The organism is Micromonospora sp. NPDC052213 (assembly GCF_040679695.1).
GTDB lineage: Bacteria > Actinomycetota > Actinomycetes > Mycobacteriales > Micromonosporaceae > Micromonospora.
Genome location: NZ_JBFAVI010000032.1, coordinates 1 through 23607, shown reverse-complemented (window position 1 = coordinate 23607; position 23607 = coordinate 1). Strand labels below are relative to the sequence as shown.

23 protein-coding genes are annotated in these 23607 nt (G+C 73.7%); 14 read left to right on the top strand and 9 right to left on the bottom strand.

The window, feature by feature from the left end:
- Positions 1–105: 105 nt before the first annotated feature.
- The gene (locus AB0L34_RS11115; RefSeq protein WP_350705717.1) at positions 106–1245 is read left to right on the top strand and encodes a SigB/SigF/SigG family RNA polymerase sigma factor; all 1140 of its coding nucleotides are present in this window, start codon (positions 106–108) and stop codon (positions 1243–1245) included.
- Positions 1246–1321: 76 nt separating this feature from the next.
- On the opposite strand, the gene ctaD is transcribed toward AB0L34_RS11115, so the two are convergent.
- The 5 genes from ctaD to AB0L34_RS11090 all read right to left on the bottom strand — a co-directional run bounded on the left by ctaD (position 1322) and on the right by AB0L34_RS11090 (position 7194).
- Entirely contained in the window at positions 1322–3325 is a 2004-nt protein-coding gene (ctaD, locus tag AB0L34_RS11110; protein ID WP_363703910.1) for a cytochrome c oxidase subunit I, read from the bottom strand.
- Between the two features lie 107 nt (positions 3326–3432).
- Positions 3433–4161 (bottom strand): ATP-binding protein, encoded by a 729-nt coding sequence (locus tag AB0L34_RS11105; RefSeq protein WP_363703908.1) that lies wholly within the window; start codon positions 4159–4161, stop codon positions 3433–3435.
- Between the two features lie 115 nt (positions 4162–4276).
- On the bottom strand, positions 4277–4729 hold the full coding sequence (locus tag AB0L34_RS11100) for a DUF4383 domain-containing protein (protein WP_363703950.1): 453 nt from the start codon (positions 4727–4729) through the stop codon (positions 4277–4279).
- 214 nt (positions 4730–4943) lie between these two features.
- Positions 4944–6101, bottom strand: a complete 1158-nt coding sequence (locus AB0L34_RS11095) for a glycosyltransferase (RefSeq protein WP_363703906.1) — start codon at positions 6099–6101, stop codon at positions 4944–4946.
- 76 nt (positions 6102–6177) lie between these two features.
- On the bottom strand, positions 6178–7194 hold the full coding sequence (locus tag AB0L34_RS11090; protein ID WP_363703948.1) for a glucosyl-3-phosphoglycerate synthase: 1017 nt from the start codon (positions 7192–7194) through the stop codon (positions 6178–6180).
- Positions 7195–7386: 192 nt separating this feature from the next.
- Between AB0L34_RS11090 and AB0L34_RS11085 the strand changes: the two genes are divergently transcribed.
- From AB0L34_RS11085 to AB0L34_RS11060, 6 genes are all read left to right on the top strand, one after another.
- Positions 7387–8394, top strand: coding sequence for a Gfo/Idh/MocA family oxidoreductase (locus AB0L34_RS11085; protein WP_363703904.1), 1008 nt, complete (start codon positions 7387–7389; stop codon positions 8392–8394).
- Positions 8387–9475: a zinc-binding alcohol dehydrogenase gene (locus AB0L34_RS11080; RefSeq protein WP_357463727.1), complete on the top strand. Its 1089-nt coding sequence runs from the start codon at positions 8387–8389 to the stop codon at positions 9473–9475. Before AB0L34_RS11085 ends, AB0L34_RS11080 begins: the two co-directional genes overlap by 8 nt.
- A 70-nt stretch (positions 9476–9545) precedes the next feature.
- Positions 9546–11384, top strand: a complete 1839-nt coding sequence (locus tag AB0L34_RS11075) for an ABC transporter ATP-binding protein (protein WP_363703902.1) — start codon at positions 9546–9548, stop codon at positions 11382–11384.
- 96 nt (positions 11385–11480) lie between these two features.
- Positions 11481–13772, top strand: a complete 2292-nt coding sequence (gene secA2 / locus AB0L34_RS11070) for an accessory Sec system translocase SecA2 (protein ID WP_363703900.1) — start codon at positions 11481–11483, stop codon at positions 13770–13772.
- Between the two features lie 184 nt (positions 13773–13956).
- Positions 13957–14697 (top strand): GAF and ANTAR domain-containing protein, encoded by a 741-nt coding sequence (locus tag AB0L34_RS11065; protein WP_363703898.1) that lies wholly within the window; start codon positions 13957–13959, stop codon positions 14695–14697.
- A gap of 134 nt (positions 14698–14831) precedes the next feature.
- Positions 14832–15338, top strand: coding sequence for a DUF2231 domain-containing protein (locus AB0L34_RS11060; RefSeq protein WP_363703896.1), 507 nt, complete (start codon positions 14832–14834; stop codon positions 15336–15338).
- A gap of 122 nt (positions 15339–15460) precedes the next feature.
- Here the strand turns inward: AB0L34_RS11060 and AB0L34_RS11055 are convergent, their stop codons facing one another.
- The gene (locus tag AB0L34_RS11055) at positions 15461–16417 is read right to left on the bottom strand and encodes a DUF3500 domain-containing protein (protein ID WP_357463712.1); all 957 of its coding nucleotides are present in this window, start codon (positions 16415–16417) and stop codon (positions 15461–15463) included.
- Positions 16418–16462: 45 nt separating this feature from the next.
- Entirely contained in the window at positions 16463–16861 is a 399-nt protein-coding gene (locus AB0L34_RS11050; RefSeq protein WP_363703894.1) for an ankyrin repeat domain-containing protein, read from the bottom strand.
- A gap of 63 nt (positions 16862–16924) precedes the next feature.
- Here AB0L34_RS11050 and AB0L34_RS11045 point away from each other — a divergent pair, with 63 nt between their 5' ends.
- The 4 genes from AB0L34_RS11045 (at position 16925) to AB0L34_RS11030 (ending at position 19059) form a co-directional block, all read left to right on the top strand.
- Entirely contained in the window at positions 16925–17302 is a 378-nt protein-coding gene (locus AB0L34_RS11045; RefSeq protein ID WP_363703892.1) for a signal peptidase I, read from the top strand.
- Positions 17303–17415: 113 nt separating this feature from the next.
- Entirely contained in the window at positions 17416–17871 is a 456-nt protein-coding gene (locus AB0L34_RS11040) for a cysteine dioxygenase family protein (protein WP_363703890.1), read from the top strand.
- A gap of 53 nt (positions 17872–17924) precedes the next feature.
- On the top strand, positions 17925–18416 hold the full coding sequence (locus AB0L34_RS11035; protein WP_363703888.1) for a rhodanese-like domain-containing protein: 492 nt from the start codon (positions 17925–17927) through the stop codon (positions 18414–18416).
- A gap of 49 nt (positions 18417–18465) precedes the next feature.
- Positions 18466–19059, top strand: a complete 594-nt coding sequence (locus AB0L34_RS11030; protein ID WP_363703886.1) for a winged helix-turn-helix domain-containing protein — start codon at positions 18466–18468, stop codon at positions 19057–19059.
- Between the two features lie 192 nt (positions 19060–19251).
- Here the strand turns inward: AB0L34_RS11030 and AB0L34_RS11025 are convergent, their stop codons facing one another.
- Positions 19252–20328: a GH25 family lysozyme gene (locus AB0L34_RS11025; protein WP_363703884.1), complete on the bottom strand. Its 1077-nt coding sequence runs from the start codon at positions 20326–20328 to the stop codon at positions 19252–19254.
- 186 nt (positions 20329–20514) lie between these two features.
- Positions 20515–20787: a hypothetical protein gene (locus tag AB0L34_RS11020; protein WP_363703882.1), complete on the bottom strand. Its 273-nt coding sequence runs from the start codon at positions 20785–20787 to the stop codon at positions 20515–20517.
- Between the two features lie 393 nt (positions 20788–21180).
- Here AB0L34_RS11020 and AB0L34_RS11015 point away from each other — a divergent pair, with 393 nt between their 5' ends.
- The 3 genes from AB0L34_RS11015 to AB0L34_RS11005 all read left to right on the top strand — a co-directional run.
- A complete protein-coding gene (locus tag AB0L34_RS11015; protein ID WP_363703880.1) occupies positions 21181–22215 on the top strand; it encodes an ATP-binding protein in 1035 nt (344 codons plus the stop codon).
- A complete protein-coding gene (locus AB0L34_RS11010) occupies positions 22208–23311 on the top strand; it encodes a hypothetical protein (protein WP_363703878.1) in 1104 nt (367 codons plus the stop codon). The genes AB0L34_RS11015 and AB0L34_RS11010 overlap by 8 nt, the downstream gene beginning before the upstream one ends.
- Positions 23290–23607 (top strand): response regulator (locus tag AB0L34_RS11005; RefSeq protein WP_363703876.1); only part of this gene is annotated, 318 nt, incomplete at its 3' end. The genes AB0L34_RS11010 and AB0L34_RS11005, both read left to right, overlap by 22 nt.

Below are 23607 nucleotides of genomic sequence, written 5' to 3'. Positions count from 1 at the left end.
ATCCCAGTCATGTGACCCACTTCCGGCCCGGTGCGTGGTGCGACCACGCGCGCGCACGACCGGTTTCCTGAATCCGGGCGGGGGACCTTCCTGAGGGAGGCGCGGATGTTCGGACAGAGCACCACAACCACACCACCACCGACCGATCGGGGCCTGGAGGACCTGGACGCGGCCGCGCTGGCGTACGCGGCCCGGATCGAGGGTCTGCCGCCCGAACGGCGCCAGGAGGCGCGTGACGACCTGGTCCGGTTCGCCCTGCCGTTCGCCGGCCGACTCGCCCGCCGGTACCGGGGGCGGGGGGAGCCGCTGGAGGACCTGGAGCAGGTCGCCCGCCTCGGCCTGGTCAACGCCGTCGACCGGTACGACCCCGAGCGGGGCTCGTTCACCGCGTACGCCGCGATCACCATCGTCGGCGAGATCAAGCGCCACTTCCGCGACCGCACCTGGGGCGTGCACGTGCCCCGCCGGCTGCGCGACCTGATCCTGGAGGTGGGGCAGGCGACCGCCGCGCTGACCAGCGAGTTGTCCCGGGCCCCGTCGGTCGCCGAGCTGGCGGCGCGGCTGGAGACGCCGGAGGAGGAGATCCTGGCCGCGCTGGAGTCGGCGGCCGGCTACAGCCCGGCCTCGCTCAACGCCCCCGTCGGCGGGGAGAGTTCGGCCGAGTTCGGCGACCTGGTCGGCGAGTCCGACAACGCGCTGGAGTCCGTGGACGACCGGGTGACCGTCAGCGGGCTGCTGCACCGGCTGCCCTGGCGGGAGCGGCGCATCCTGGCCATGCGCTTCTACGGCAACCAGACCCAGGCGGAGATCGCCGCCCGGTTCGGCATCTCCCAGATGCACGTCTCGCGGCTGCTGTCGCGGGCGCTGACCTGGCTGCGCCAGGCGATGCTCGCCGACGCCCCGCCGCCGTGGCAGAACGGCGCGGCCGAGTCGGACAGCACGAAGACCCGCATCTCCGTGAAGCAGAACGGCGACCGGGTGGTCGTGGAGGTCGGCGGGGAGGTCGACCGGGACGGCGCGGACCAGCTCCGCAGGGCCATGCTGGAGGCGGTGACCGGCCAGCCCGCCGAGGTGGTGGTGGACCTGGTCGGCGCGGGCGGCTTCGACGCCGGCGGCATCGCCGCGCTGATGGCCGGCCGCGAGGCCGCCGCCCGCACCGGGGTGCCGCTGCGGCTGACCCGGGTCCAGCCGGCCGTGCGCCGCTCGCTCACCGCCGCGGGCCTCGCGCCGGCCCGCGACAACTGACGCGCGCCGGCAACCGCCGGCCGGACGACGGAAAGGGGCCGGCGCACGGGCGCCGGCCCCTTCCGCGTACGCCCGCTCAGCGCTCCGGGGTGTCGTCGGGCTCGTGCGGGTGCCGCCAGCGGTCTCTCTCCGGCGGCTCCGGCCGGGCGCCGGGCCGGGGCTCCTCCTCCGGCTCGGTGTACTCGAAGCTGGGCCGGCGCACCTCCTCGGGCTCCGGCACGTCCACCGGCCGGGCCCCGGACTGCGGCGCGGGGTGGTACCCGGCCGCTTCCCGTGCGCCGTGCGCCCCCTCGGCGGCCGGCGCCTCGGGCAGGTGCTTCTCGCGGCGCAGCTCTTCGCGGAACTGCTGCGGCGGCTTGGTGGTGCGCTGGGGCAGGTCCCGGCCGAGGTCGGCGACCAGCGGGCCGTACTTGGCGTCGAACGCGGGGCGCTCGGAGCGGATCCGGGGCATCCGGTCGAAGTTGCGCAGCGGCGGCGGGCAGGTGGTGGCCCACTCCAGGGAGTTGCCGTAGCCCCACGGGTCGTCGACCGCCACCATGGCGCCGTAGCGCCAGGTTTTCCAGGCGTTCCAGATGAAGAAGAGGGTGGACGCGCCGAGCACGAACGCGGAGATGCTGGAGAAGGTGTTCAGCGCGGTGAAGCCGTCGCTCGGCAGGTAGTCGACGTACCGGCGGGGGAAGCCCTCGTTGCCCAGCCAGTGCTGGACGAGGAAGGTGCCGTGGAAGCCGAGGAACATGGTCCAGAAGTGCGCCTTGCCGAGCCGCTCGTCGAGCAGCCGCCCGGTCATCTTCGGCCACCAGAAGTAGAAGCCGCCGAAGAGGGCGAAGACCACCGTGCCGAAGAGCACGTAGTGGAAGTGCCCGACGGCGAAGTACGTGTCGTGGGTGTGCCAGTCCGCCGGCGGACTGGCCAGCAGCACCCCGGTGAGGCCGCCGAAGAGAAAGGTGACCAGGAAGCCGATCGCGAACAGCATCGGCGTCTCGAAGGTGAGCTGTCCCTTCCACATCGTGCCGATCCAGTTGAAGAACTTCACCCCGGTGGGCACCGCGATCAGGTAGCTCAGGATGCTGAAGAACGGCAGCAGCACCTGGCCCGTGGCGAACATGTGGTGCGCCCACACGGTCATCGACAGCACGGTGATCGCCATGGTGGCCAGCACCAGACCGGTGTAGCCGAAGATCGGCTTGCGGGCGAAGACCGGGATGATCTCGGTGATGATGCCGAAGAACGGCAGCGCGATGATGTAGACCTCGGGATGGCCGAAGAACCAGAACAGGTGCTGGAAGAGCATCGAGCCGTTGTTCTCCGGGGTGAAGACCTGCGCGTTGAGCAGCCGGTCCGCCGCCAGCGCCAGCAGCGCCGCGGCGAGCAGCGGGAAGACCAGGAGCACCAGCACGCTGGTGAACAACATGTTCCACGTGAAGATCGGCATCCGGAACATGGTCATGCCGGGCGCGCGCAGGGTCAGGATCGTGGTGACCAGGTTGACCGCGCCGAGGATGGTGCCCAGCCCGGAGATGACCAGGCCGATCACCCACATGTTCGCGCCGACGCCCGGGGAGTGCTCCTGGCTGCTCAGCGGCGTGTACGCGGTCCAGCCGAAGTCGGCGGAGCCGCCCGGGAGGGCGAAGCCGCCGATCACCATCAGGCCGCCGAACAGGTAGAGCCAGTACGCGAGGGCGTTGAGCCGGGGAAACGACACGTCCGGCGCGCCGATCTGGATCGGCACGATGTAGTTGGCGAACCCGAACGCCGCCGGGGTGGCGAACAGCAGCAGCATCACCGCGCCGTGCGAGGTGAACAGCTGGTTGTACTGCTCGGGGGCGAGGAACTGCAGGCCCGGTCGGGCCAGCTCGGCCCGCATCAGCATCGCCTCGATCCCGGCGACCAGGAAGAAGCCGAACGAGGTGAGCAGGTAGAGCAGGCCGATCTGCTTGTGGTCGGTGGTGGCCAGGAACCGGATCAGGGTTCCGCCGGGGAGCGACTTGCGCAGCGGCCCGGGGAAGCCGCCGAAGCGCGCCGGTGCCAGGATCGCCGGGCCCCGGTCGCGTGGAGGTTCCGTGGTTACCCGCTTGGGCATGTGACTCTCACCCCGCCATGACGACAGAAAAGGACGGCGTGCGTACCCGCCCCTCTGCCCATGTAACCAGGCGACAGCGGCTATTCAGGCTAGAGCGGTAATTTCGGTCAATTGGCGGGCAGGACGGCCCAGACGGCCTTCCCGTCGCCGGCCGGCACGCTGCCCCAGCGCTGGGCCAGCTCGCGGACCAGCAGCAGGCCACGGCCGCCCTCCGCCAGCAGCTCGGGAGAACCGGCCCGGGCCGAGGCCCGGCAGCCGTCGACCACCGCGAGGTGCAGGTACGGCTGGCGCAGGGTGAGCGTCACCTGCATCGGGGTCCCGGCGTGCCGGACCACGTTCCCGACCAGCTCGCTGAGCACCAGCGAGGCCGGGCCGGCCGCCTGCGGCAGGTTCCACCGGGCACACGCGTCGGCGACCAGCTCGCGGGCCCGCCGGCAGGCCTCCGCCACCGGTTCGAGCCGGGCCCGCAGCCGGGGCACCACCGCCGCGTTCGCCGCCCGGGTGGCCTCCTCGCAGTCGCGGCGCACCGGCACCACCCGGCAGGCGGTCGACTCCGCCAGCCAGTCCGCCGCCTCCGGCGGCGGGGCGCAGAGCACGACCGGCACCGCCGGCCAGTCGGCGGCGCGCCGGGCGGCGGCCGCGAAGACCGAGAGCGCGAGCCGGTCGCGGACGGTGACGTCGGTCAGGTCGACCACGAGGGCGTCGGGCTGGGCGGCCAGGCAGTCCGTCAGCACGGCGTGCACCGCGCGCATGGTGCCGACATCGAGGCCGCCGCGGAGCCGTACGACGGTCACGGGCGACGCGTCGCGCACCTCGCAGGTGATCCGGCTCGACATGTGCGCCCTCGCTTCGCGTGGTCGGGGACCTGCGAACTACCCGGGCGCCGGGGGAGTCAAACCGGAACGCGGGCGACCCCGACGATGGTCACGGTCGCCCGCCGCTCACGGTGCGTCACCGGCGGGGCTGCCCCCGCGTGGTCAGCACGCCGAGCGCGATCATGCCGACGCCGAGGAACAGGTGCAGCCAGTTGTCGGCGTTGTTGACCGGGACGAAGTTGGCCCCGCTGTCGTGGTCGACCACCAGGCCGTAGAGCCAGAGCACCAGATAGATCGCGCCGCCGCCGACCAGGAACGTGCGGGCGCCGGAGACCGTCCGGGCCAGCACCAGCCCCGCCACCCCGAAGAGCAGGTGGACGATGTTGTGCAGCACCGAGACCTGGAACACGCCGAGCAGCTTGGCGCCGGACTCGTGCCCGGCGAACCGCAGGTCCCCGAAGTCGCTGGTGACCCCCGGCACGAAGCCGAGCACGCCGACCAGGAGGAAGACCACCGCCACGACGGCGGCGGCCCGCCGGACCGGCGCCTTGCCGTCGGCCGGGTTGTGCCGGGCGCGGGAGTGCGCCATGGGACCGGTCACCGCCGTCTCCTCACTGTGCGGGAACGCTGGGCCGTTCGCGCCTTCCCGCTCCTCATCCCGCCAAACCCGCGGCCGGCGGATCTCTCCTCGTGCCGGGCACGAGACGACCGGAGCCGCCCCGTGCCCCTCCGGCGGCCCGGGCACGCGACGCCCGGGGCGGCCCGCCTGCCAGGCAGCCCGGCCCCGGGCGCGGAGCGTGGGATCAGACCGGCTGCAGCCGCGGTGCGGCGGCGAGCTGGCGGACCCGTTCGTAGAGGCCCACGTACTGCTCCGCCATCACGGCGGGGGTGAAGCGCGCCGCGGCCTCGCGCCGGCACTCGTCGGGGTCGAGGAGGCTGGCGGCCAGCAGCAGGTCGGCCAGCTCGTCCTCGTCGGTGGTGAGCAGGCCGGTGCGCCCGTGCTCGATCAGCTCGGGCAGGCAGCCCCGCGCCGTCGCCACCACGGGCGTGCCCAGGGCCAGCGACTCGACCACCGCCGTACCGCCCGGCTCCTCCCAGCGCAGCGGGAACAGCGAGGCGCGGGCGCCCGCCAGCAGGTCGTCGCGCTCCTGCCCGGCCACGGTGCCCACCCAGCGGACCAGGTCGCCGTCGACGTGCGGCGCCACCTCGTCGTAGAAGAACCGGACGTCCGGGTTCTGCCGTGCCTCGTCCCCGGCGGCGGCCAGGTCCTCCGGCCGGTGGTACGGCCCGACGGGCCCGGCGAGCACCAGCGGCACCCCCACCCGGTGCGCGATGCGGGCCCCCAGGTCCTGGCCCTTGCCGGGGTTGATCCGGCCCAGGACGACCAGGTAGTCGCCCTTCTCCGCGCCCGGCCGCCGGTCGGCGTCGACGGCGAGGGGGGTCGACAGGTGCACGTGCCCCACGGAGTGCTCCCGCAGCGCCCGGGGCGCGCGGGCCAGTTGCGAGGCGGACACCCCGTTGACCCGGACCCGGTCGCCGCCGTCCAGGTTGCCGTAGAGCGCCGGGTGCTTGGCCAGGTCCCAGTGCAGCGTGTGCAGCGCAGGCGGGGCGTCCGGGCCCATCGCGGCGAGGGTGGCCAGGCCGACCGCCTCCACGTGGTCGTGCACCAGGTCGATGTCGTCGCGGGAGTGCAGCGCGCGCACCACCCCGTTCAGGTGCGCCTGGGAGATGCCGCAGACCTGGTTGTACGGCCGTTGCAGCGCGTGGAACTGCCCGTCGGGAAAGACGGACAGCTTCTCGTCGACCGGCAGGGTGCTGCTGTCGACCGACGCGAGCACCACCCGTACGCCGAGGCGGCGCAGCTCCGGCACCAGCGTCGCGATCACGTTCTCGATGCCGCCGTAGCCGGGCGGCGGCACGGACAGCCACGGACCGGCGTTCATCAGGACGGTGAGGCTCATCGTGCGGGGTTCCTTCCCTCGGCGGGGCCCTGGGCCGTCCGCGACCGGTCACCTGCGCGCTGGTGCGAGCGGGCGGTCACGCCGCGGCCACCCGTCGGCGGGGAATCCGGTGCCGCAGCTCCGCCAGGGGCGGGCGCTCCTCGATGGAGACGTCGTTGACGACGATCTCCCGGTCCAGGTGGGGCAGCGCGTCGGAGCCGCCGCGCCGGAACTGGGTCAGCAGGGCGGCGGGCATCGCGCCCGGGGCCGCCCAGCCGCGTCGCTGCAACCGCGACCAGACGGTGAGCATGATCTGGGCCGACATCCGGCCCAGCGCGGCGGTGTCCTGGTGGCGGTGCTTGCGCTCGCCCAGGTCCACCTGGGCCAGCGCGTCCAGCCCGACGAGGTCGAGCAGGTCGATCAGCATCGCCGTCTCGACCCCGTAGCCGGAGACGAACGGCACCCGCTCCAGCACCTCCCGACGGCCGGCGTACTCACCGGCGAGCGGCTGGACGAAGCCCGCCAGCTCCGGCCAGAACAGGTTGAGCATCGGCCGGGCCACCAGTTCCGTCACCCGGCCCCCGCCGTCGGCCTCCACCCCGGTCGTCCCGACCAGCGGGCGGTGGTAGAAGCCCTTGACGAAGTCGACCGACGGGTCGGTCAGCAGCGGGCCGATCAGCCCCGTCACGAAGTGGGGGCGGAACTCCCGCAGGTCGGCGTCGACGAACGCGACGACGTCCCCCTCGGCCGCGGCCAGCCCGGCCCAGAGCGCGTCGCCCTTGCCGGTCAGCCGGGGCAGCCCCCGGGTCATCGCGTCCTGGCCGACCACCTCCGCGCCGGCGGCGCGGGCCACCTGCGCCGTGCGGTCGGTGGAGCGCGAGTCCACCACGATCAGTTCGTCCACCAGGGCCACCCGGTCCATCAGGTGCTCCCGGATCGTCGACACGATCGCGCCGACCGTCGCCTCCTCGTTGCGGGCCGGCAGGACCACGCTGACCCTGCTGTCGCCCTTCGCGCGCAGCAGCCGCCGTGCCGGCCAGTCGGCTGCGGACGTGGTGCGGTAGGTGGCCCAGGCCTCCACCACCGGTGAAACCATCGTCTCCGTATTCCGCACAGGCACCCCCTGATCGTGGCGGAAAAACCCGTTCTGTTTTTCCCACTACAGCGCACGCGCTAACCGCAGCATGCCTAACAGCTTGATCACGGAGGTCACGCGGCCGGGTTCCCCCCTGGTGAACGTTTGATCGCGCCCACACGGGGGGAGTGCACCCGACGGAACGTGAAACCGTGGCGGAAGGGTTCTTACATGCGCACGTGCCGGGTGGGACTGGTAGGGGCCGGCGGGGTGGCGCAACGCCACGCCCGGGTGCTCGGCGGCTTCGCGGACGTGGAACTGCTCGGGGTGACCGACGTGGTCCCGGCGGCGGCGGCGGAGCTGGCCGGCGCGCACGGCGCCCGGACCTTCGACGACGTGGAGGAACTGCTGGCCGCCGGGCCGGACGCGGTGTACGTCTGCGTGCCGCCGTTCGCGCACGGCCCGGCGGAGGAGGCGGTGATCGCGGCCGGGGTGCCGATGTTCGTGGAGAAGCCCGTCGCGGTCGACCTGGCCACGGCCGAGCGGATCGCCGACCTGGTCGCCCGGCGGGGGCTGCTCACCGGCGTCGGGCACCACTGGCGGTACCTGCCGGTGGTGCAGCAGGCGCGGGAACTGCTCGCCGGCCGTCCGGTGCGAATGGTCAGCGGCGCCTGGTGGGACAAGGTGCCCCCGGTCGCCTGGTGGTCCAGGCGGGACCGCTCCGGCGGACCGGTGGTGGAGCAGGCCGCCCACGTGCTGGACCTGGTGCGGACGCTGGTCGGGGAGGCGACCGAGGTCACCGCGTACGGCAACGGGACGCCGCCGCCGGTCGACGGCGCCGACATCGACTCGGTGACCACCGCGGCGCTGCGCTTCGCCGGCGGGGCGGTCGGCACGCTGACCGCCGCCTGCGTGCTCGGCTGGAAACACCGTGCCGGCGTGGAGATCCTCGCCGACGGGCTGGCCCTGTCGCTGGCCGAGGACAGCCTGGTGGTCCGCGACGCCGACGGTGAACGTCGCTTCGACGCCGACCCCGACGCCGCCCGGGTGGCCGTCGACCGGGCCTTCGTCGACGCGGTCCGCGGGGTCGGCGACGACGTCCGCGTCCCGTACGCCGAGGCGCTCGGCACCCAGCGGCTCGCCCTCGCGGTGGCCGACTCCGCCCGCACCGGCCGGACCGTACGCCTGGACCGCCCGGCCGCCGCGCCGCTCGCCACGGGGGTGACCGTCGATGCGTGACAAGGTGGTGGTGGTCAGCGGCCCGGGCCGGGTGGAACTGGTCGAGCAGGACGCCGCCGAGCTGACCGACGGCACGTTCCGGGTCGAGACGCTGTTCAGCGGCGTCTCCGCCGGCACCGAGCTGAGCTACGTCAAGGGCACCAACCCCTACCTGCACGTCACCTGGAACGCCGACCTCGGCCTGTTCCAGCCGGGCGGCGCGAGCACCCCCTACCCGGTGACCCGGCTGGGCTACATGCAGGTCGGCCGGGTGGTGGAGAGCCGCACCCCGGCCGTCGCCGTGGGCACCGTCGGCGCGATGACGTACGGCCACCGCACCGGCTGGGTCGCCGACCCGGTCGCCGAGCGGTTCGTGCCGCTGCCCGACGACATCGACCCGCTGCTCGGCGTCTACGTGGCGCACATGGGGCCGATCTGCGCCAACGGGGTGCTGCACGCCGCCGCCGACCTGCACGGCGCCGACGTGCGGTCGCTGGGCGACGGCGTCCGGGGCCGCCGCGTGGCCGTCGTCGGCAGCGGGGTGGTGGCCCTGCTCACCGCCCTGTTCGCCAAGCGGCACGGTGCCGCCTCGGTGGTGGTGCTCGACCCGACCCCGCAGCGGCGGGCCGTCGCCGAGGCGCTCGGCCTGGAGACCCTCGACCCGGAGGCCGACGACCCGGCGGTGGTCCTCAAGACCCGCTGGGCGCACGGCCCCGGCGACCGGGGCGCCGACGTGGTGTTCCAGTGCCGGGGGCAGGCGTGGGCGTTGCAGCTCGCGCTGCGCCTGCTGCGCCCCCAGGGCACGGTCGTCGACCTGGCCTTCTACCAGGCCGGCGCGGACGCGGTGCGGTTCGGCGAGGAGTTCCACCACAACGGACTGTCGCTGCGCTGCGCGCAGATCGGCCGGGTGCCGCGCGGGCTCGCCCCGACCTGGGACCGCGAGCGCCTCTCCGCCGAGACGATCGACCTGCTGCGGGCGTACGGGGACGTGGTCCGCAAGCACCTGGTGTCGGCGGTCGTGCCGTTCGAGGAGGCGCCGACGCTGCTGACCGACCTGGCCGAGCGGCGCCGGCAGGAGCTCCAGGTGGTGCTGACCGTCTGACATCCGCGTCCGGCCGGGACGGATGCCGGGGCCGGTTACCGTTGGCGGACATGACCGCCAGGACCCCGTCGTGACCGCCGACGCCCCCGCAGCCGCCGCCGAGGCTCCCGCCGCCGCCGAGGCTCCCGCCGGCGGCCCCGCGACCGCCCCCGGGGAGCCTCGGGTCGGCCTCGCCGCCCTGCTGCCGTACCTGCGCGCCCACCGCGGCACCCTCGCCGTGGTGGCCGCGCTGTCGCTGGCCGGGGCGGCGGCGTCGCTGGCGCAGCCGCTGCTCACCCGCGCGGTGCTCGACGGCGTGTCCGCGGCCCGGCCGGTGGCCGGCCTGGTGGCGGCGCTGGTCGCCCTGGTGCTGGGGGCCGCGGCGCTCGGCGGGCTGCGGGACTACCTGCTGCAACGCACCGCCGAGGGCGTCGTGCTGGGCACCCGGCGGCGGCTGGCCGGGCACCTGCTGCGGCTGCCGATCGCCGAGTACGACCGCCGCCGCACCGGCGACCTGCTGTCCCGGGTCGGCTCGGACACCACGCTGCTGCGGGCGGTGGTCACCTCCGGGCTGTTCGAGGTGGTCACCGGCGCGGTGATGGTGCTGGGCGCGGCCGGCGCGATGGTGCTGCTCGACCCGGTGCTGTTCGGGGTGACCCTGCTCGGGGTGGCCGCCGGGGTCGGCTTCGCGGTCGCCTTCGCGCGCCGGATGCGCAACCTGGCCCGGACCGCCCAGGAGCGCATCGGGGAGATGACCTCGGCGGTGGAGCGGGCGATCTCCGCCGTCCGGACGATCCGCGCGGCCCGGGCGGAGCGGCGCGAGGCCGACACGGTCGGCGCCAGCGCGGCGCAGGCGTACGCGGCGGGGCTGCGGGTGGCCCGGGTGCAGGCGTTCGTCGGCCCGGTGAGCGCGGTCACGATCCAGGGCGCGTTCCTGCTGGTGCTGGGCGTGGGCGGGGCGCGGGTGGCGGCCGGTGTGATCACCGTCGGTGACCTCGTCGCGTTCGTGATGCTGCTGTTCTTCCTGGTGCTGCCGCTCGGCCAGGCGGTGCACGCCTACGCGCAGTTGCAGACCGGGCTGGGCGCGTTGCAGCGGATCGAGGAGGTGCTCGCGGTGCCGACCGAGGGCGCGGCCGACCGCCCCGTGCCCGTCCGTCACGCCACCGCCCCGACCTGGCCGAGCACCGTCGACGGGGCACCGGCGGCCGTCGAGTTCGACCGGGTCGACTTCCACTACCCGGGCGGCCCGCCGGTGCTGCGCGAGGTCAGCTTCACCGTGCCGGCCGGCACCCGTACGGCACTCGTCGGCCCCTCCGGCGCCGGCAAGTCGACGCTGCTGGCCCTGGTCGAGCGCTTCTACGACGTGACCGGGGGCACCCTGCGGCTGGACGGGGTGGACGTGCGCGACCTGCCGCGCGACGCGCTGCGCGCCCGCCTCGGCTACGTCGAGCAGTCCGCGCCGGTGCTCGCCGGCACGCTCCGGGAGAACCTGCTGATCAGCGCGCCGGACGCCACCGACGACCGGCTGCGCGCGGTGCTCGACGAGGTCAACCTCGCTCATCTCGCCGAGCGGGCCCCGGAGGGGCTGGCCGTGCAGGTGGGCGAGGGCGGGGTGCTGCTCTCCGGCGGCGAGCGGCAGCGGCTGGCGATCGCCCGGGCCCTGCTGGCCGGGCCGCCGGTGCTGCTGCTCGACGAGCCGACCAGCAACCTCGACGCCCGCAACGAGGCCGCGCTGCGCCGGGCCATCGACGCGGTGGCCGTCCGGCGGACCTTGTTGATCGTGGCGCACCGGCTCTCCACGGTCGTCGACGCCGACCAGATCGTGGTGCTCGACGGCGGGCGGGTGGCCGCCACCGGCACCCACGACGAGCTGACCGTGACCAGCCCGCTCTACCGCGAGCTGGCCGCCCACCAGCTCCTGGTGACCTGAGCGGCCGGCCGCCCGACCCGCCCGGCGGCGACACCCGCGCGGCGCCGCGCCGGGCGGGCCGCCACTACCCGGCCCGGTCGCGTACCGTTGCCGCTCATGGGTGTGTCGCAACGCTTGAAGAGCAGGTTCCGGCGGTTCCTCCAGCGCCCGGGGACGACGGTCGACCTGGGGCCGCTGGAGAAGCTGCTGCCGGCCATCGAGGCGCGCGAGGAGAAGCTGTCGGCCCTCGACGACGCCGAGCTGACCGAGGCCGCCGGCACGGCCACGGGCTACGAGGAGATCTGCGCGATCGGCCGGGAGGCCGCCCGCCGCGGCATCGACCAGCGGCCGTACGACGTGCAGCTGCTCGGCGCCATGGCCCTGCTCTCGGGCAAGGTCGCCGAGATGGCCACCGGTGAGGGCAAGACGCTCACCGCCACCGTCGCCGCGTACGGGCACGTCCGGCTCGGCAACGGCCCGGTGCACGTGCTCACCGTCAACGACTACCTGGCCCGCCGCGACGCCCAGTGGATGGAGCCCGTCTACACCCTGCTCGGCCTGACCGTCGGCTGGGTCAACGAGGCATCCACCCCCCAGGAGCGGCGCGACGCGTACGCCTGCGACGTCACCTACGTCTCCGTCAGCGAGGCCGGCTTCGACTACCTGCGCGACCAGCTCGTGACCGACATCGACGACCGGGTGCAGCCGCCGCTGCGCACGGCGATCGTCGACGAGGCCGACTCGATCCTCATCGACGAGGCCCGGGTGCCGATGGTCCTCGCCGGCGCGGTCGCCGGCGAGCAGGACCCGGTGCACGCGGCCGCCGCCCTGGTGCGCGGCCTGCGCAAGGGCAAGCACTACACGGTCGCCGAGGACGGCCGCAGCGTGGCCTTCACCGCCGCCGGCCTGGCCGCCGTCGAGGCCAAGCTCGGCATCGACCTGTACGACGAGGAGCACGTCGCGCAGCTCTCCGCGGTGAACGTGGCGCTGCACGCGCACGCCCTGCTGCACCGCGACGTCGACTACATCGTCCGTGACGGCACCGTCGAGCTGATCGACGAGATGCGTGGCCGGGTGGCCCAGCGCCGCCGCTGGCCGGACGGGCTCCAGGCGGCGGTGGAGGCCAAGGAGGGCCTGGACGCGACCGCCGAGGGCGAGGTGCTCGGCACCATCGCCGTGCAGGCGTACATCGCGCTCTACCCGACGGTGTGCGGCATGACGGCGACCGCGGTGCTGGTGGGCGACCAGCTCCGGGAGTTCTTCGGCCTCGAGGTGGCGGTGATCCCGCCGAACACCCCGTGCGTCCGCGAGGACGAGCCGGACCGGATCTACGCCACCCGCGCCGAGAAGGAGGAGGCGCTGATCGACGAGATCACGCGCTGCCACTCGGCGGGGCGGCCGGTGCTGGTCGGCACGCTGGACGTGAAGGAGTCCGAGGGGCTGGCGGCCGGCCTGAACGCCGCCGGGGTGCCCTGCGTGGTGCTCAACGCCAAGAACGACGACGAGGAGGCGGCGATCATCGCCGAGGCCGGCGCGTACGGCGCGGTGACCGTCTCCACCCAGATGGCCGGCCGGGGCGTGGACATCCGGCTCGGCGGCAGCGACCAGTCCGACCGGGAGCGGGTCGCCGAGCTGGGCGGCCTCTACGTGATCGGCAGCGGCCGGCACGACAGCCGGCGGGTCGACGACCAGCTGCGCGGCCGGGCCGGCCGCCAGGGCGACCCGGGTGGCTCGGTCTTCTTCGTCAGTCTCGAGGACGACCTGGTCGTCCGGCACGCCGGCGACGCCGTCCCGGCGTCGCCCCGGATGAACGCCGACGGCCTGGTCACCGACGAGCAGGTCGACTACGCCGTCGAGCACGCCCAGCGGGTCGCCGAGGGTGTCAACCACGAGATCCACCGCAACACCTGGCGCTACAGCGTGGTCATCGAGCAGCAGCGCAAGGCCCTCGCCGAGCGGCGGGAGCGGCTGCTGACCAGCGACGTGGCGGCGCTGATGCTGCTGGACCGGGTGCCGGAGAAGGCCGAGGAGATGGACGAGGACCTGCTCGCCCGGGTCGCCCGGTCGATCGCCCTCTACCACCTCGACCGGCTCTGGGCGGAGCACCTCGCCGAGCTGTCCGAGGTGCGCGAGGGCGTGCACCTGCGGGCGCTCGGCCGGCTCGACCCGCTGGACGAGTTCCACCGGGCGGCGGTGCCGGCGTTCAACAACCTGATCCCGGAGATCGAGAAGCGGACCATCGCGACCTTCGAGGAGACGGAGTTCGGCGAGGACTGGGAGCCGGACGAGGCGAAGCTCGTGCGGCCGAGCGCCACCTGGACGTACCTGGTGCACGACAACCCGTTCGGCTCCGAGCTGGACCGGTTGATCGCTTCCGTGGGTCGACGGCTCAGCGCCGGCTCCCGCTGACGCGTCGGGGCCCCTTCCGCGCCATGTGGCGCCGGAAGGGGCCCCCTTTTGCGCCGTTTCGACCCCGGTTTGCGAGGGTAGTAGGGCGGGTCCGAAGAGTCGGGAGAGATCAGAAGATGGAACGGGTGACGGCGCCGGTCGGGCGCGCGGGGGCAGGCGCGGGGTCGGTGGAGGCTGTGCCGCGGTGAACCTGGAGATGCGGGACCCGGCGGTGGAGCGGCTCGGCGTCCTGGAGACGGCCGCCCTGCTGCGGGAGCTGACGGCCGGGCTGATCGCCGTCGACGACTTCGACGAGGCGCTGGCGGCGCTGGTGCGCATCGGCCGGGACGCGGTGGACGGCGTGAGCTGGTGCGGCTTCACCGCGCTGCGGGCCGGGGAGCCGGCCGGCGTGGCCGCCTCCGACGAGCGGCTGGCGGGGCTGGACGACCTGCGGCACGGCCCGGACTCGCCGGCCATGGACGCGATCCGGCGGCGGGAGATGATCCTCTCCGAGCACCTGGGCCGCGAGCCGCGCTGGCCGGTGTGGACGCCCCACGCGCGGGAGCTGGGCGTGCACGGCGTGATCTCCGCCCCCGTCGACGTCGACGAGCAGGTGATCGGGGCGATCAACCTCTACGCCGGCGCCGCCGACCTGCTCACCCCCGGGCACCAGCTCACCGCGATGCTGCTCGCCGAGCACGCCGGGCTGCTCCTCGCGGCGGTCCGCGACCGGGCGCGCCGGGCGGCCCGGGCCGGGGAGCTGGACTCGTCGCTGCTCGGCGACGGGGTGGTGGGGCAGGCGATCGGGGTCATCATGACCCAGCGCGGCTGTCCGGCCGAGGAGGCTCTCGACGTGCTGCGCAGCGCCGCGTCGTCGCTGGACATCCCGCTGCGCGAGGTGGCCGACCGGCTGGTCAGCACCGTGTCGCGTCCCCGGGACACCTGAGCCCCGTCGCCGTCCCGTCCGCCGTCCCTGCCAGCCGTGACATCCGGGGCCGATGGGGGCGCGTGTCGTTTCGCCCTGGGAGCGCCCGGGTAGCACTCTGGATTCGTGGGGTGAGCCGACCTGGGGGAGGAACGATGCAGAGCCGGCTTCGGGTGCAGGGCCACCCGATCCAACCGATGCTGGTGACGTTCCCGTTCGGGCTCTTCGTGAGCGCGACCGTGTTCGACCTGACCGACGTGCTCGGGGGGCCGGCCTTCCTCGGCGAGGTGGGCTACTGGAGCTCGGTGGCGGCCCTGTTCGCCGCCGCGCTGGCCGCCGTGGCCGGCATGATCGACCTGTGGGACGTGCCGGGCGGTCGGACCCGGCGCACGGCGGTGACCTTCAACCTGGTGAACGTGGCGATGGCCGCGCTGTTCCTGGTGTCCTGCCTCGTCCGCGCGGACGCGCCGCAGCGCGGCGCCAGCGTCGTGCTGCTGCTCACCGAGGTCGTGGCCCTGGCCGTCGGCGCGGTCGGCGTCCGGCTGGGCGCCCGGCTGGTGCGGCTGTTCGACGCGGGCCGCCGGGCCGAGGCGACCACCTTCGACGCGCTGGGCGGCGGCGTCTCCGGCTCCACCGTCGACCTGGCCCGCTCCCGTCCCTGACCCACCCCACCCCCGCCGTCCCCGCGATCTTGCACCTGGCGCCCTGACGAAGGTGGCAATTCCACCCGATCCGAGGGCTGAAGGTGCGAGACCGCGAGGCGGAGAGGGTGGCCGGGGGAGGGTCAGCGGGTCGGGTGGGATTCGGCGTGGTGGGCGGCCAGGACGTCCGCGCCGAAGTCGCTGGCCGGGCGGCGCAGCACGGTGTGCGCGTGGTTGCCGTCGTCGGTGGTGTTGTCGTACTCGATCAGCAGGTCGTCGCCCTGCACGCGGTAGTAGTGGCGGTGGCCGGGGCGGGTCGGGCCGGCCCAGGCGAAGTGCAGCTGCCCCGAGGCCAGCCGGCGTGCCTCCCGGATCGCCAGCTCGGGCGGGAGCCGGTCCAGGTAGAGCGCGACGAGCTGGTCCAGCAGCGCCCGCCCGGTGGGGCCGAGCCGGTCCGCGGGCACCCCGAGCGGCTCCAGTGGCGCGTCGACGCGGGCGCGGGTGGCGCTGATGATGTCGCCGGGCGCCTCGTCGGCGACGATCGCGGCGGCCCGGCCTGCCGGACCGATGGCGTCCAGCAGGGCGCGGCCCAGGTCCTCCTCGACGCCCAGGGGCCGGGAGACGGGGTGGCCGGCGTACCGGACGGTGGCCGGGTTGGCGCCGAGGAAGATCGGCGCCGGGGAGACCTGGTCGGCCACCACGGTCATGCTCACCGAGAGGTGGTGCCCCTCCAGCCGCCACGCCCACGCGTCGTCCCGGGCCGGGTCGCCGAAGACGGCCACCCAGTAGTCGCCGCTGTGCCGGCCCCGGCGCCATCCCTCCGCCCGGTCCAGCACCTCCTCCAGCGCGACGATCGCCATCGCCTGGGCGTACGCCGGTGGGCTCAGCGCGGTGGCCAGCAGCCGGTGCGCGGCCTTGCGCCCGGCGCGGTCCAGGTCGGCCAGGCACACCCCGGGCCGGGGTCGCGGCCGGTACTCCAGCCAGCGCCGGGCCTGCTCGTCGTCGAACCGGAGGGCGGCGCGGGCGCGGGCGGGCTCGTCCAGCGCGGCCAGCAGCGCCGTGCCGGCGGTGCGCATCTGCTCGGGCAGCGGATCTTCCACCGCCTCTGTATACCGGCCGGGACCCGGGCGCGGGGGCCGTCGCCGTCAGCCGGCCGGCGCCGTCAGCAGCGCGAGCATCTCGGGCAGGTCGAAGAAGCGGGCCGTCTCCACCGCCGACGGGTTGCCGTGGTGCGGGTCGGCCCCGGCGGCGAGCAGCGCCCGGACCGCGTCGGCGCTGCTGCGAAACGTCGCGGCGGCCAGCGCCGTCTGCCCCCGGTCGTTGGTGGGGGCGTGGTCGGCACCCCGGGCGAGCAGCGCGGCGACCGTCTCCGGGTGGGCGTGGTACGCCGCCAGGATCAGCAGGGTGTCGCCCTTGTCGTTGGTCAGGTCGACCGGCAGCCCCGCGTCGACGTAGTCGGCCAGCTCGTCTGTGCCGCCGTCGCGCGCCAGGTCGAACATCCGGTGCGCGAACGCCAGCGTCTCGGCGTCGAGTTCCTCACTCACCGGTCCAGGTTAGTCGCGCGGCAGCCTGGTAGGTTGCTCGGCCGGCGCGCTGGGGAGGGATCGATGGACGGCACGGTGTACGTGGGCAAGGCGGGCGTCGACGGTGCGACGAACGCCGGCTGGCTGCTCGGCCACTTCATGCCGCCCGGCGCCGTTCGGCACAGCACCGACGTCGAGGTCAAGTGGGGCGTGCACCCGGCCGGTGAGGCGCGCTCCCGATGGGCGACCGGCGAGCGGCGGACTGCCCTGCTGGTGCTGGTCAGCGGGCGTTTCCGGGTCGAGTTGCCGGACCGGACGGTGGTGCTGCGCGAGCCCGGCGACTACGTGGTGTGGGGGCGCGGGGTGGACCACTCCTGGTACGCCGAGTGCGAGGCGGTCGTGCTGACCGTCCGCTGGCCGTCGGTCCCCGGCTACCGGGTGGAGCCGCCGGTCCGGCGCTGACCCGTACCGGCTCGTGGACGCCCGTGTCCCGGCATGCGGAATTACCTACTAAACCCATAGGGTTTGCAGGCTAAGCTGGGGCTCCGCACGTCGCCGTACCCCGAAGGACCGCCATGACCGACCGTCGCCAGCCCGACCTGCTCGCCATCGCCGGTGCGTGGGCCGCCGACCCGGCCGGATGGCCGGTGCCGCTGTGCTTCGACCCGGCCTCCCGGTGGTACGCCCGGCTCGCCCAGACCGCCGACCACGAGGTCTGGGCGCTGAGCTGGCTGCCCGGGCAGGGCACCGACCTGCACGACCACGGCGGCTCGGGCGGCGCGTTCCTCGTCGTGGCCGGCGCCCTCACCGAGGAGACCGTCAGCGGGGGCCGGCTGCGCCCGCACCACCTGGCCGCCGGTTCCGGCCGTCGCTTCGGGCCCCGACACGTGCACCAGGTGACCAACCGGGGCGACGAGCCGGCCGTGAGCGTCCACGTCTACCGCCCCGCCCTGCGCCGGATGACCCGCTACCTGCTCGCCGACGGCCGGCTCCGCGCCGCCGAGGTGGCCGAGGCCGGGGTCGCCTGGTGAACGCCCCACCGTCCCGCGCCACCGACCGTCAGCACCCACCGGAGGAAACGACCATGCCGCAGACCGACCCGCACGCCTGTCCGGCCCCGGCGCCGCCGCCGGGCTCCCGGGGCGTCGACGAGATCCTGACCGCCGCCCGCGCGCGGCTCGACCGGCTGGATCCCGAGCGGGCGCATCTGTCCTGTCGCGGCGGGGCGCTGCTGGTCGACATCCGCCCGGCCGCCCAGCGGGCAGCGCACGGCACCGTCCCCGGCTCGCTGGTGGTCGAACGCAACGTGTTGGAGTGGCGCTTCGACCCGCGCTGCCCGGCGCGGCTGCCGCAGGCCGTCGGCTACGACCTGCCGGTGGTGGTCATCTGCCAGGAGGGTTACACCTCCTCGCTGGCCGCCGCCGCCCTGCGGGACCTCGGGCTGCACCGCGCCACCGACGTGATCGGCGGCTTCGTCGCCTGGCGGCTCGCCGGCCTGCCCGTCCTCGGCCCCACCCCGCCACCCCGTCCGTCCGCTCCCGCGCCCCCGGTGACCGCCGGCCGGGCGCCGTCCTGACCGTCCCGCCCCACCGGGCGTGGCGGCACCGCCGTCCCCAGGAGGCTCCATGTCCGTCGTCGCCCTCACCCCCCGGCCCCAGCCGGCGGGCCGCCCCGGGCCCGTCCGCCCGCGCTCCGCACCGACCCTCACCATCACCCTCGACGTCGCTTCCGGGCCGCTGAGCCCCCGCCTGGCCCGGCTGCTGGAGCTGATCGGCGAACTCGCCGAGTCGGGGGAGGGGCGCGTGCGCCCGGCCGCCGCCGATGGCCCGCCGGCGGCGCCGCGCCCGGTCCCAGCCGTCGCGGGCGGAGCCGCGGCCGTCGCGGACCCCGCCCCAGCCCCGGACGCCGGTCGCCCCGACGGGGTCCGGATCCTCGCCGGGCCCCGGGTCGTCCACCACGGCACCCGGGCGGTGGCGCTGACCCGCATCGAGTACGACCTGCTGCTGTTCCTGGCCGAGCGACCCCGCCAGGTCTTCACCCGCCTCCAACTGCTCGCCAACGTCTGGGGCTACGAACACGCGGTGGCCCGCACCGTCGACGTGCACGTCCGCCGGCTGCGCGCCAAGTTCGGCGCCGACACGCCGCTGGTGACCACCGTCCACGGTGTCGGCTACCGCCTGGCCGACGAGGCCCGGATCGAGGTCGACCGGAGCCGCTGACGGGCACCGCGAACCGAGTTCGACGGCGACCCCTGACGAGCCCGGCCGTTCGGCACCCCCGCGCGGCGCACCCGAGTCTCCGGGTGCGCCGCGCCATCGAGTGGGGCCGCAAGCCTGTCAGGCTTACCTGGACCTCGTCTGCTCGTCGGCGTCGCCGTGCGGTGAGTCGGCCATTGCCTGGATGGTGGCAGGTTAGTCCCACTGGTCCTGGTTGAGGAAGCGGGCGAAGCCCCGCCACGAGTTCGGTCCCATCACGCCGTCGATCGGGCCGGTGTAGCCCCAGCCGGAGGCGAGTCGCTGTACCGCTTTCCAGGTGTTCGGCCCTGGTATGCCGTCGATGGGGCCGGTGTAGCCGTAGTTGCGCATGGCTCGTTGCAGTGCGGCGTACGTGTTCACGCCGGGCACGCCGTCGATCGGGCCGGTGTAGCCGGCGGTGATCCGTAGCCAGTTCTGCATCCGCTGGTAGAAGATCGGGCCGGGGATGCCGTCCTGCTCGGTGGTCGTCTTGGGCAGTGGGTCGTCCGGCGGCGGGTCGACCGGTGCGCCGTCGACGATCTCGAACGCGCTCGGCTTGGCCACGTTCAGGTCCACGGAGGCGATACCGCCGGTCGATCCGGACGAACTGTACTGGTGCGCACTCCATGTCGGGTAGGCGCCGCCCAGGTTCGGCTCTCCGGGGTAGCTGCCGTTGTTGGCGCCCCACGACGCCACCCAGAGCTTCACGCCGGCCGCGATCGTCTGGGGCCACGTCCCGGAGCGCAGGTCTGCCGCACCCATGTACAGCCAGGGCACGTGGTTGCCGATCCGGTCGCGCATGCGCTGGAAGAATGTCGCGACCTCGGTGTCGTTCCACAGCCTCGTCGAGTCGTCGAGCACCTCGTTGTCCAGCGCGATCACGTCACCAGGCCGATAGTCGTGCAGATGGTCGGCAAGGTAGTCAGCAGCCTGAACGGGGGCCTGGAAGTCTCCAGCGAGCCAGTAGTGGCCGACCCTGAGCCCCGCTGCCCGCGCGCCATCCACCTGGATCGCGTACTGCGAGCCGGTGTACGGGCCCTCCGACAGTTGGGAGCCGCCAGCCTTCACGATCACGAACTGGTAGCCGTCGGCCCGGACATCGGCGAAGTCGATACCGGCTTGCCAGGTGGAAACGTCAATGCCGGACACCGTGCCGGCCGGCACCGCCGCGGCGGCGGGTACCGCCGCGGCGGTACCCGGCAACACGAAGGCAACCGCGGCGGCCACCGCAAGCCGCCCCAGGAAAGCGGTCATGTCAAATCTCCCCTTGAAAAAGTCCTGCAGATCAGGCCCAACGTGCATCCGGCTGCTGTTCGCCGATCCCCGCCCGCACTCACCCGCTTTTTGCGACGACGGCACCCCGGCAGCCCTGGTCACTCGACAAAGGAATGTTCAACCAGGGGATATGCGGGTCGATGCCGAGCGGCCGCAGGTCCCGGATCACGTTATCGGCTGTAGAGAATTCTGATTCCGTTGGCCGCCGGTGCCGTTGTTCGGATCGTTGGTCACGACACCGCCGCCCGCAGCGGGCAGTCGCGTGCCGACGGGCATGCCGTAGTCGATGCCGCCGAGCGAACCCCGGTTGAGATGTTCCTGCCAGGTCCCAGTGATCGGATAGCCACCGAAGGGGTTGTAGAAACCGGGACGGCTGCCTCGGCCGCGCGCGCCCCGATACCGACCGCGGTGGCGGTACCGGCCGCCACCGTTGCGCACAAGAAGGTCCGTCTGCGGAACCCGTCGCCTGCCATCATCCGACTCCCACGTCGAGGGGTGCTGTGCGCCCGAACCTAGACAGGGCACGAACGGCAGGCATCGTGCGTTCGACCGACGGCCACTGAGGGCAGGGAGCCATCCACCAGACCCACCCTCACCGATCGTCGAGCTGCATCACGGCGACGGCGCCGGCCGATGTGAAACAGGGGCCCCCGTTGTTAGGGTCTTCGCGTGGTTATCGAAGCCGATCGCAGTCTTGTGGCGCGGACGCAGGCGTCCTGCTCCTGCCGCAGGACATGACAGATCGCCATGCCGTCGAGTTCAGGGCCGGGCAGCGTAGAGGCGGAGTTCCTGGCCATGGCACGCCGGTACGCGGCGCCCATGCGTGGATCCGTGCTGTTGCTCATCAGCGCTTTCGGGCTTCTGACGGTTCCCGGCGATGCCCTCCCGCTGGGGTCCGCACTGTTCGGGCTGATGGTGGTCGGTGCCGTGGTGGACTGCCAGGCCGGGTTCTCCGAGCGTGCGGCGCCACTGGCCCTTGCGTTCGCGGTGGTGCGTGTCGCGGCGATCTGCGCGACGCAGGAGTGGACCGATGGAAAGCCCAGTCAGTGGGCACTCAACGCGCTGACCACGACGTCGATCACCCTGCAGTGGGACTGGCCGCCAAAGGTGTCACTGCCCGTCACGGCCGGGCTGCTCGTGGTCGGCTTCACGATGGTTGGCGTCGACGAGGGGAGCGCGGTCGGCCTGCGGCTGCTGGTCGAGTGCGTCATGGCGCGTCTGGCGTTCGTGTTGTTGCAGCGGTCCAGCAGGCGTGTGGACGTGTTGCGGGCACGCCGGGCAGCGCTGGCGCGGGCCGAGGCGGTGGCGGTGGCGCGGCACTCCCAGGAACGGGAGTTCCTCGCGTTGCTGCACGACACGGCGTCGGCGACGTTTCTCCTGGTGACGACGCACGGCCGGGATACCGACCCCAGGCAGGTGGCCGAGTACGCACGGCACGACCTGACCGTGCTCACCGGCGCTACGGGTGGACAGTCCTCGCAGGACAGCCCGGTGGACCTGAACGCCGCGCTGCGCTCCGTCGTGGACCGGACTCCACTGACCGTCGACGTCCGCTGGCGGGAAGGGACGGTGGTGCCCGCGTCGGCGGCACTCGCGCTGGTGCGGGCGGTACGTGAAGCGCTGGCCAACGTCGAGCGGCACGCCGCAGTACGCGACGCCACGCTGAGCGTCCACGTCGAGGAGGACCGCGTGGTCGTCGCGGTCGACGACGCGGGCGTGGGGTTCTGCCCTGGCGAGGTGCCGCACTCCCGCCGCGGCATTCGTGGCTCGATCGTCGAACGCATGACCGCGGCCGGCGGCAGCGCCCTTGTCACCTCGCGCCCCGGTACGGGGACCTCGGTGCGGCTGGTGTGGCCCGGTGCCTGAGAGCCGCGCCGCGCGCGACCACGTGCACTCCACGATGCGGATTGCGCTGCTGTGCGTCACCGGCGTCGTGCAATTCGGGCTGTGCGTACGGCCGCTGGTCGAATATGAGTACCGGCCGAAGTGGGTCGCCGTGGCCGCTTTCACGGCACTGGCGCTCGTCACGGCGGCCTGTGGCGTGTGGGTGGTGCGCCGAAAGCCCATACCGGCCGCCGTCGTGGTGGTCGGCACGGCGGTCACGCTGGCAGCCTCGGCCGGTGCCACCCGCGTCCTGCCACCGGGCCAGCACTTCGGCACACCGGACTGGTCGTTCGGCCTGGTGGGGTGGCATCTGTTGCTGCTGCTCCTGGACCGCGTGCCCGTGCTGCTCACCGCCATGGCCGTGCACCTGACGGTGAGCGTTGGTCAATTCCTGTTGGCGGTCGTGCCGGACCGCGCCGGGATCGGTGCCGCGGGCATCGTCGCGTTCGGCACTGCCAGCATCCAGCTGGCGGTCGTGCCGATCTCGCGGATGCTGCACCACAGAACCCGTCAGGCGATGTCGGTGGCTGCCGAGCAGGAGCAGCTGACCACCAGGGTGATGGCGGTCGAGCAGTGGGAACGGGAACAGCGCAGCGTCTTCGCCGGGCAGTTGGGTGTGACACTGCCGCTACTGGCGGACCTGGCCGATGGCGTGCTGGACCCCCGCGACGACGACACCCGACGACGGTGCTCCCTCGCGGCGACCCAGCTCCGCAGGTTGTTCGCCGAGAACGACGAGGTCCCTGATCCGCTGGTGCACGAAGTCACCGCCTGTGTCGATGAGGCCGAACGACGCGGCATCGAGGTGTCGCTGGCGGTCAGCGGCGCGGCCGTGGCGGTGCCCCCCGAGGTGCGTCGGGAACTCACCAGCCCGGTCGTGGCGACGTTGGCGGCGGCGCGGTCCCACGCGCGGGTGAGTGTGCTGCGCACCCACGAGGACGTGCGGGTTGCCGTGATGGCGGATGCCGGCACCGACACCGACATGGTCACCGCGGCCTCCGCGCAGGTCGCAGTCGACTATGACACCTATGGCGAGTACGTGCGAATGGAGGCCAGATGGCAGACGAGGAGCAGCTGAGCGCCGTGATCGTCGATGACCACCCAGCCGTGCTGGCCGGGGTGACCCACTGGCTGTCCTGCGGAACACCGCCGATACGGGTGGCCGCCTCGGGCAGTGACGTCCGCGTCGCGTGGCTCGGTGAGGGTGCCCAGGCCGATGTGGTCATTCTCGACCTGCACCTGGGTGGACCGACCCCGGCGATGGGTGACCTGCGCAGGCTGGTGCAGGCAGGGCGACGGGTCGTCGTCTACTCGATGCGCGCCGACGACGTGATCGCACTTCAGTGCCTGGAACTGGGCGCGCTGAGCTACCTG

Excerpts from the sequence above, each read along its gene's own strand:
- AB0L34_RS11105 (WP_363703908.1), bottom strand. The coding sequence starts at position 4,161 with ATGTCGAGCCGGATCACCTGCGAGGTGCGCGACGCGTCGCCCGTGACC.
- secA2 (WP_363703900.1), top strand. The coding sequence starts at position 11,481 with ATGGGTGTGTCGCAACGCTTGAAGAGCAGGTTCCGGCGGTTCCTCCAG.
- AB0L34_RS11030 (WP_363703886.1), top strand. The coding sequence starts at position 18,466 with ATGTCCGTCGTCGCCCTCACCCCCCGGCCCCAGCCGGCGGGCCGCCCC.
- AB0L34_RS11095 (WP_363703906.1), bottom strand. The coding sequence starts at position 6,101 with ATGAGCCTCACCGTCCTGATGAACGCCGGTCCGTGGCTGTCCGTGCCG.
- AB0L34_RS11060 (WP_363703896.1), top strand. The coding sequence starts at position 14,832 with ATGCAGAGCCGGCTTCGGGTGCAGGGCCACCCGATCCAACCGATGCTG.
- AB0L34_RS11100 (WP_363703950.1), bottom strand. The coding sequence starts at position 4,729 with ATGGCGCACTCCCGCGCCCGGCACAACCCGGCCGACGGCAAGGCGCCG.
- AB0L34_RS11080 (WP_357463727.1), top strand. The coding sequence starts at position 8,387 with ATGCGTGACAAGGTGGTGGTGGTCAGCGGCCCGGGCCGGGTGGAACTG.
- AB0L34_RS11040 (WP_363703890.1), top strand. The coding sequence starts at position 17,416 with ATGACCGACCGTCGCCAGCCCGACCTGCTCGCCATCGCCGGTGCGTGG.
- AB0L34_RS11085 (WP_363703904.1), top strand. The coding sequence starts at position 7,387 with ATGCGCACGTGCCGGGTGGGACTGGTAGGGGCCGGCGGGGTGGCGCAA.
- ctaD (WP_363703910.1), bottom strand. The coding sequence starts at position 3,325 with ATGCCCAAGCGGGTAACCACGGAACCTCCACGCGACCGGGGCCCGGCG.
- AB0L34_RS11115 (WP_350705717.1), top strand. The coding sequence starts at position 106 with ATGTTCGGACAGAGCACCACAACCACACCACCACCGACCGATCGGGGC.
- AB0L34_RS11045 (WP_363703892.1), top strand. The coding sequence starts at position 16,925 with ATGGACGGCACGGTGTACGTGGGCAAGGCGGGCGTCGACGGTGCGACG.
- AB0L34_RS11025 (WP_363703884.1), bottom strand. The coding sequence starts at position 20,328 with ATGACCGCTTTCCTGGGGCGGCTTGCGGTGGCCGCCGCGGTTGCCTTC.
- AB0L34_RS11035 (WP_363703888.1), top strand. The coding sequence starts at position 17,925 with ATGCCGCAGACCGACCCGCACGCCTGTCCGGCCCCGGCGCCGCCGCCG.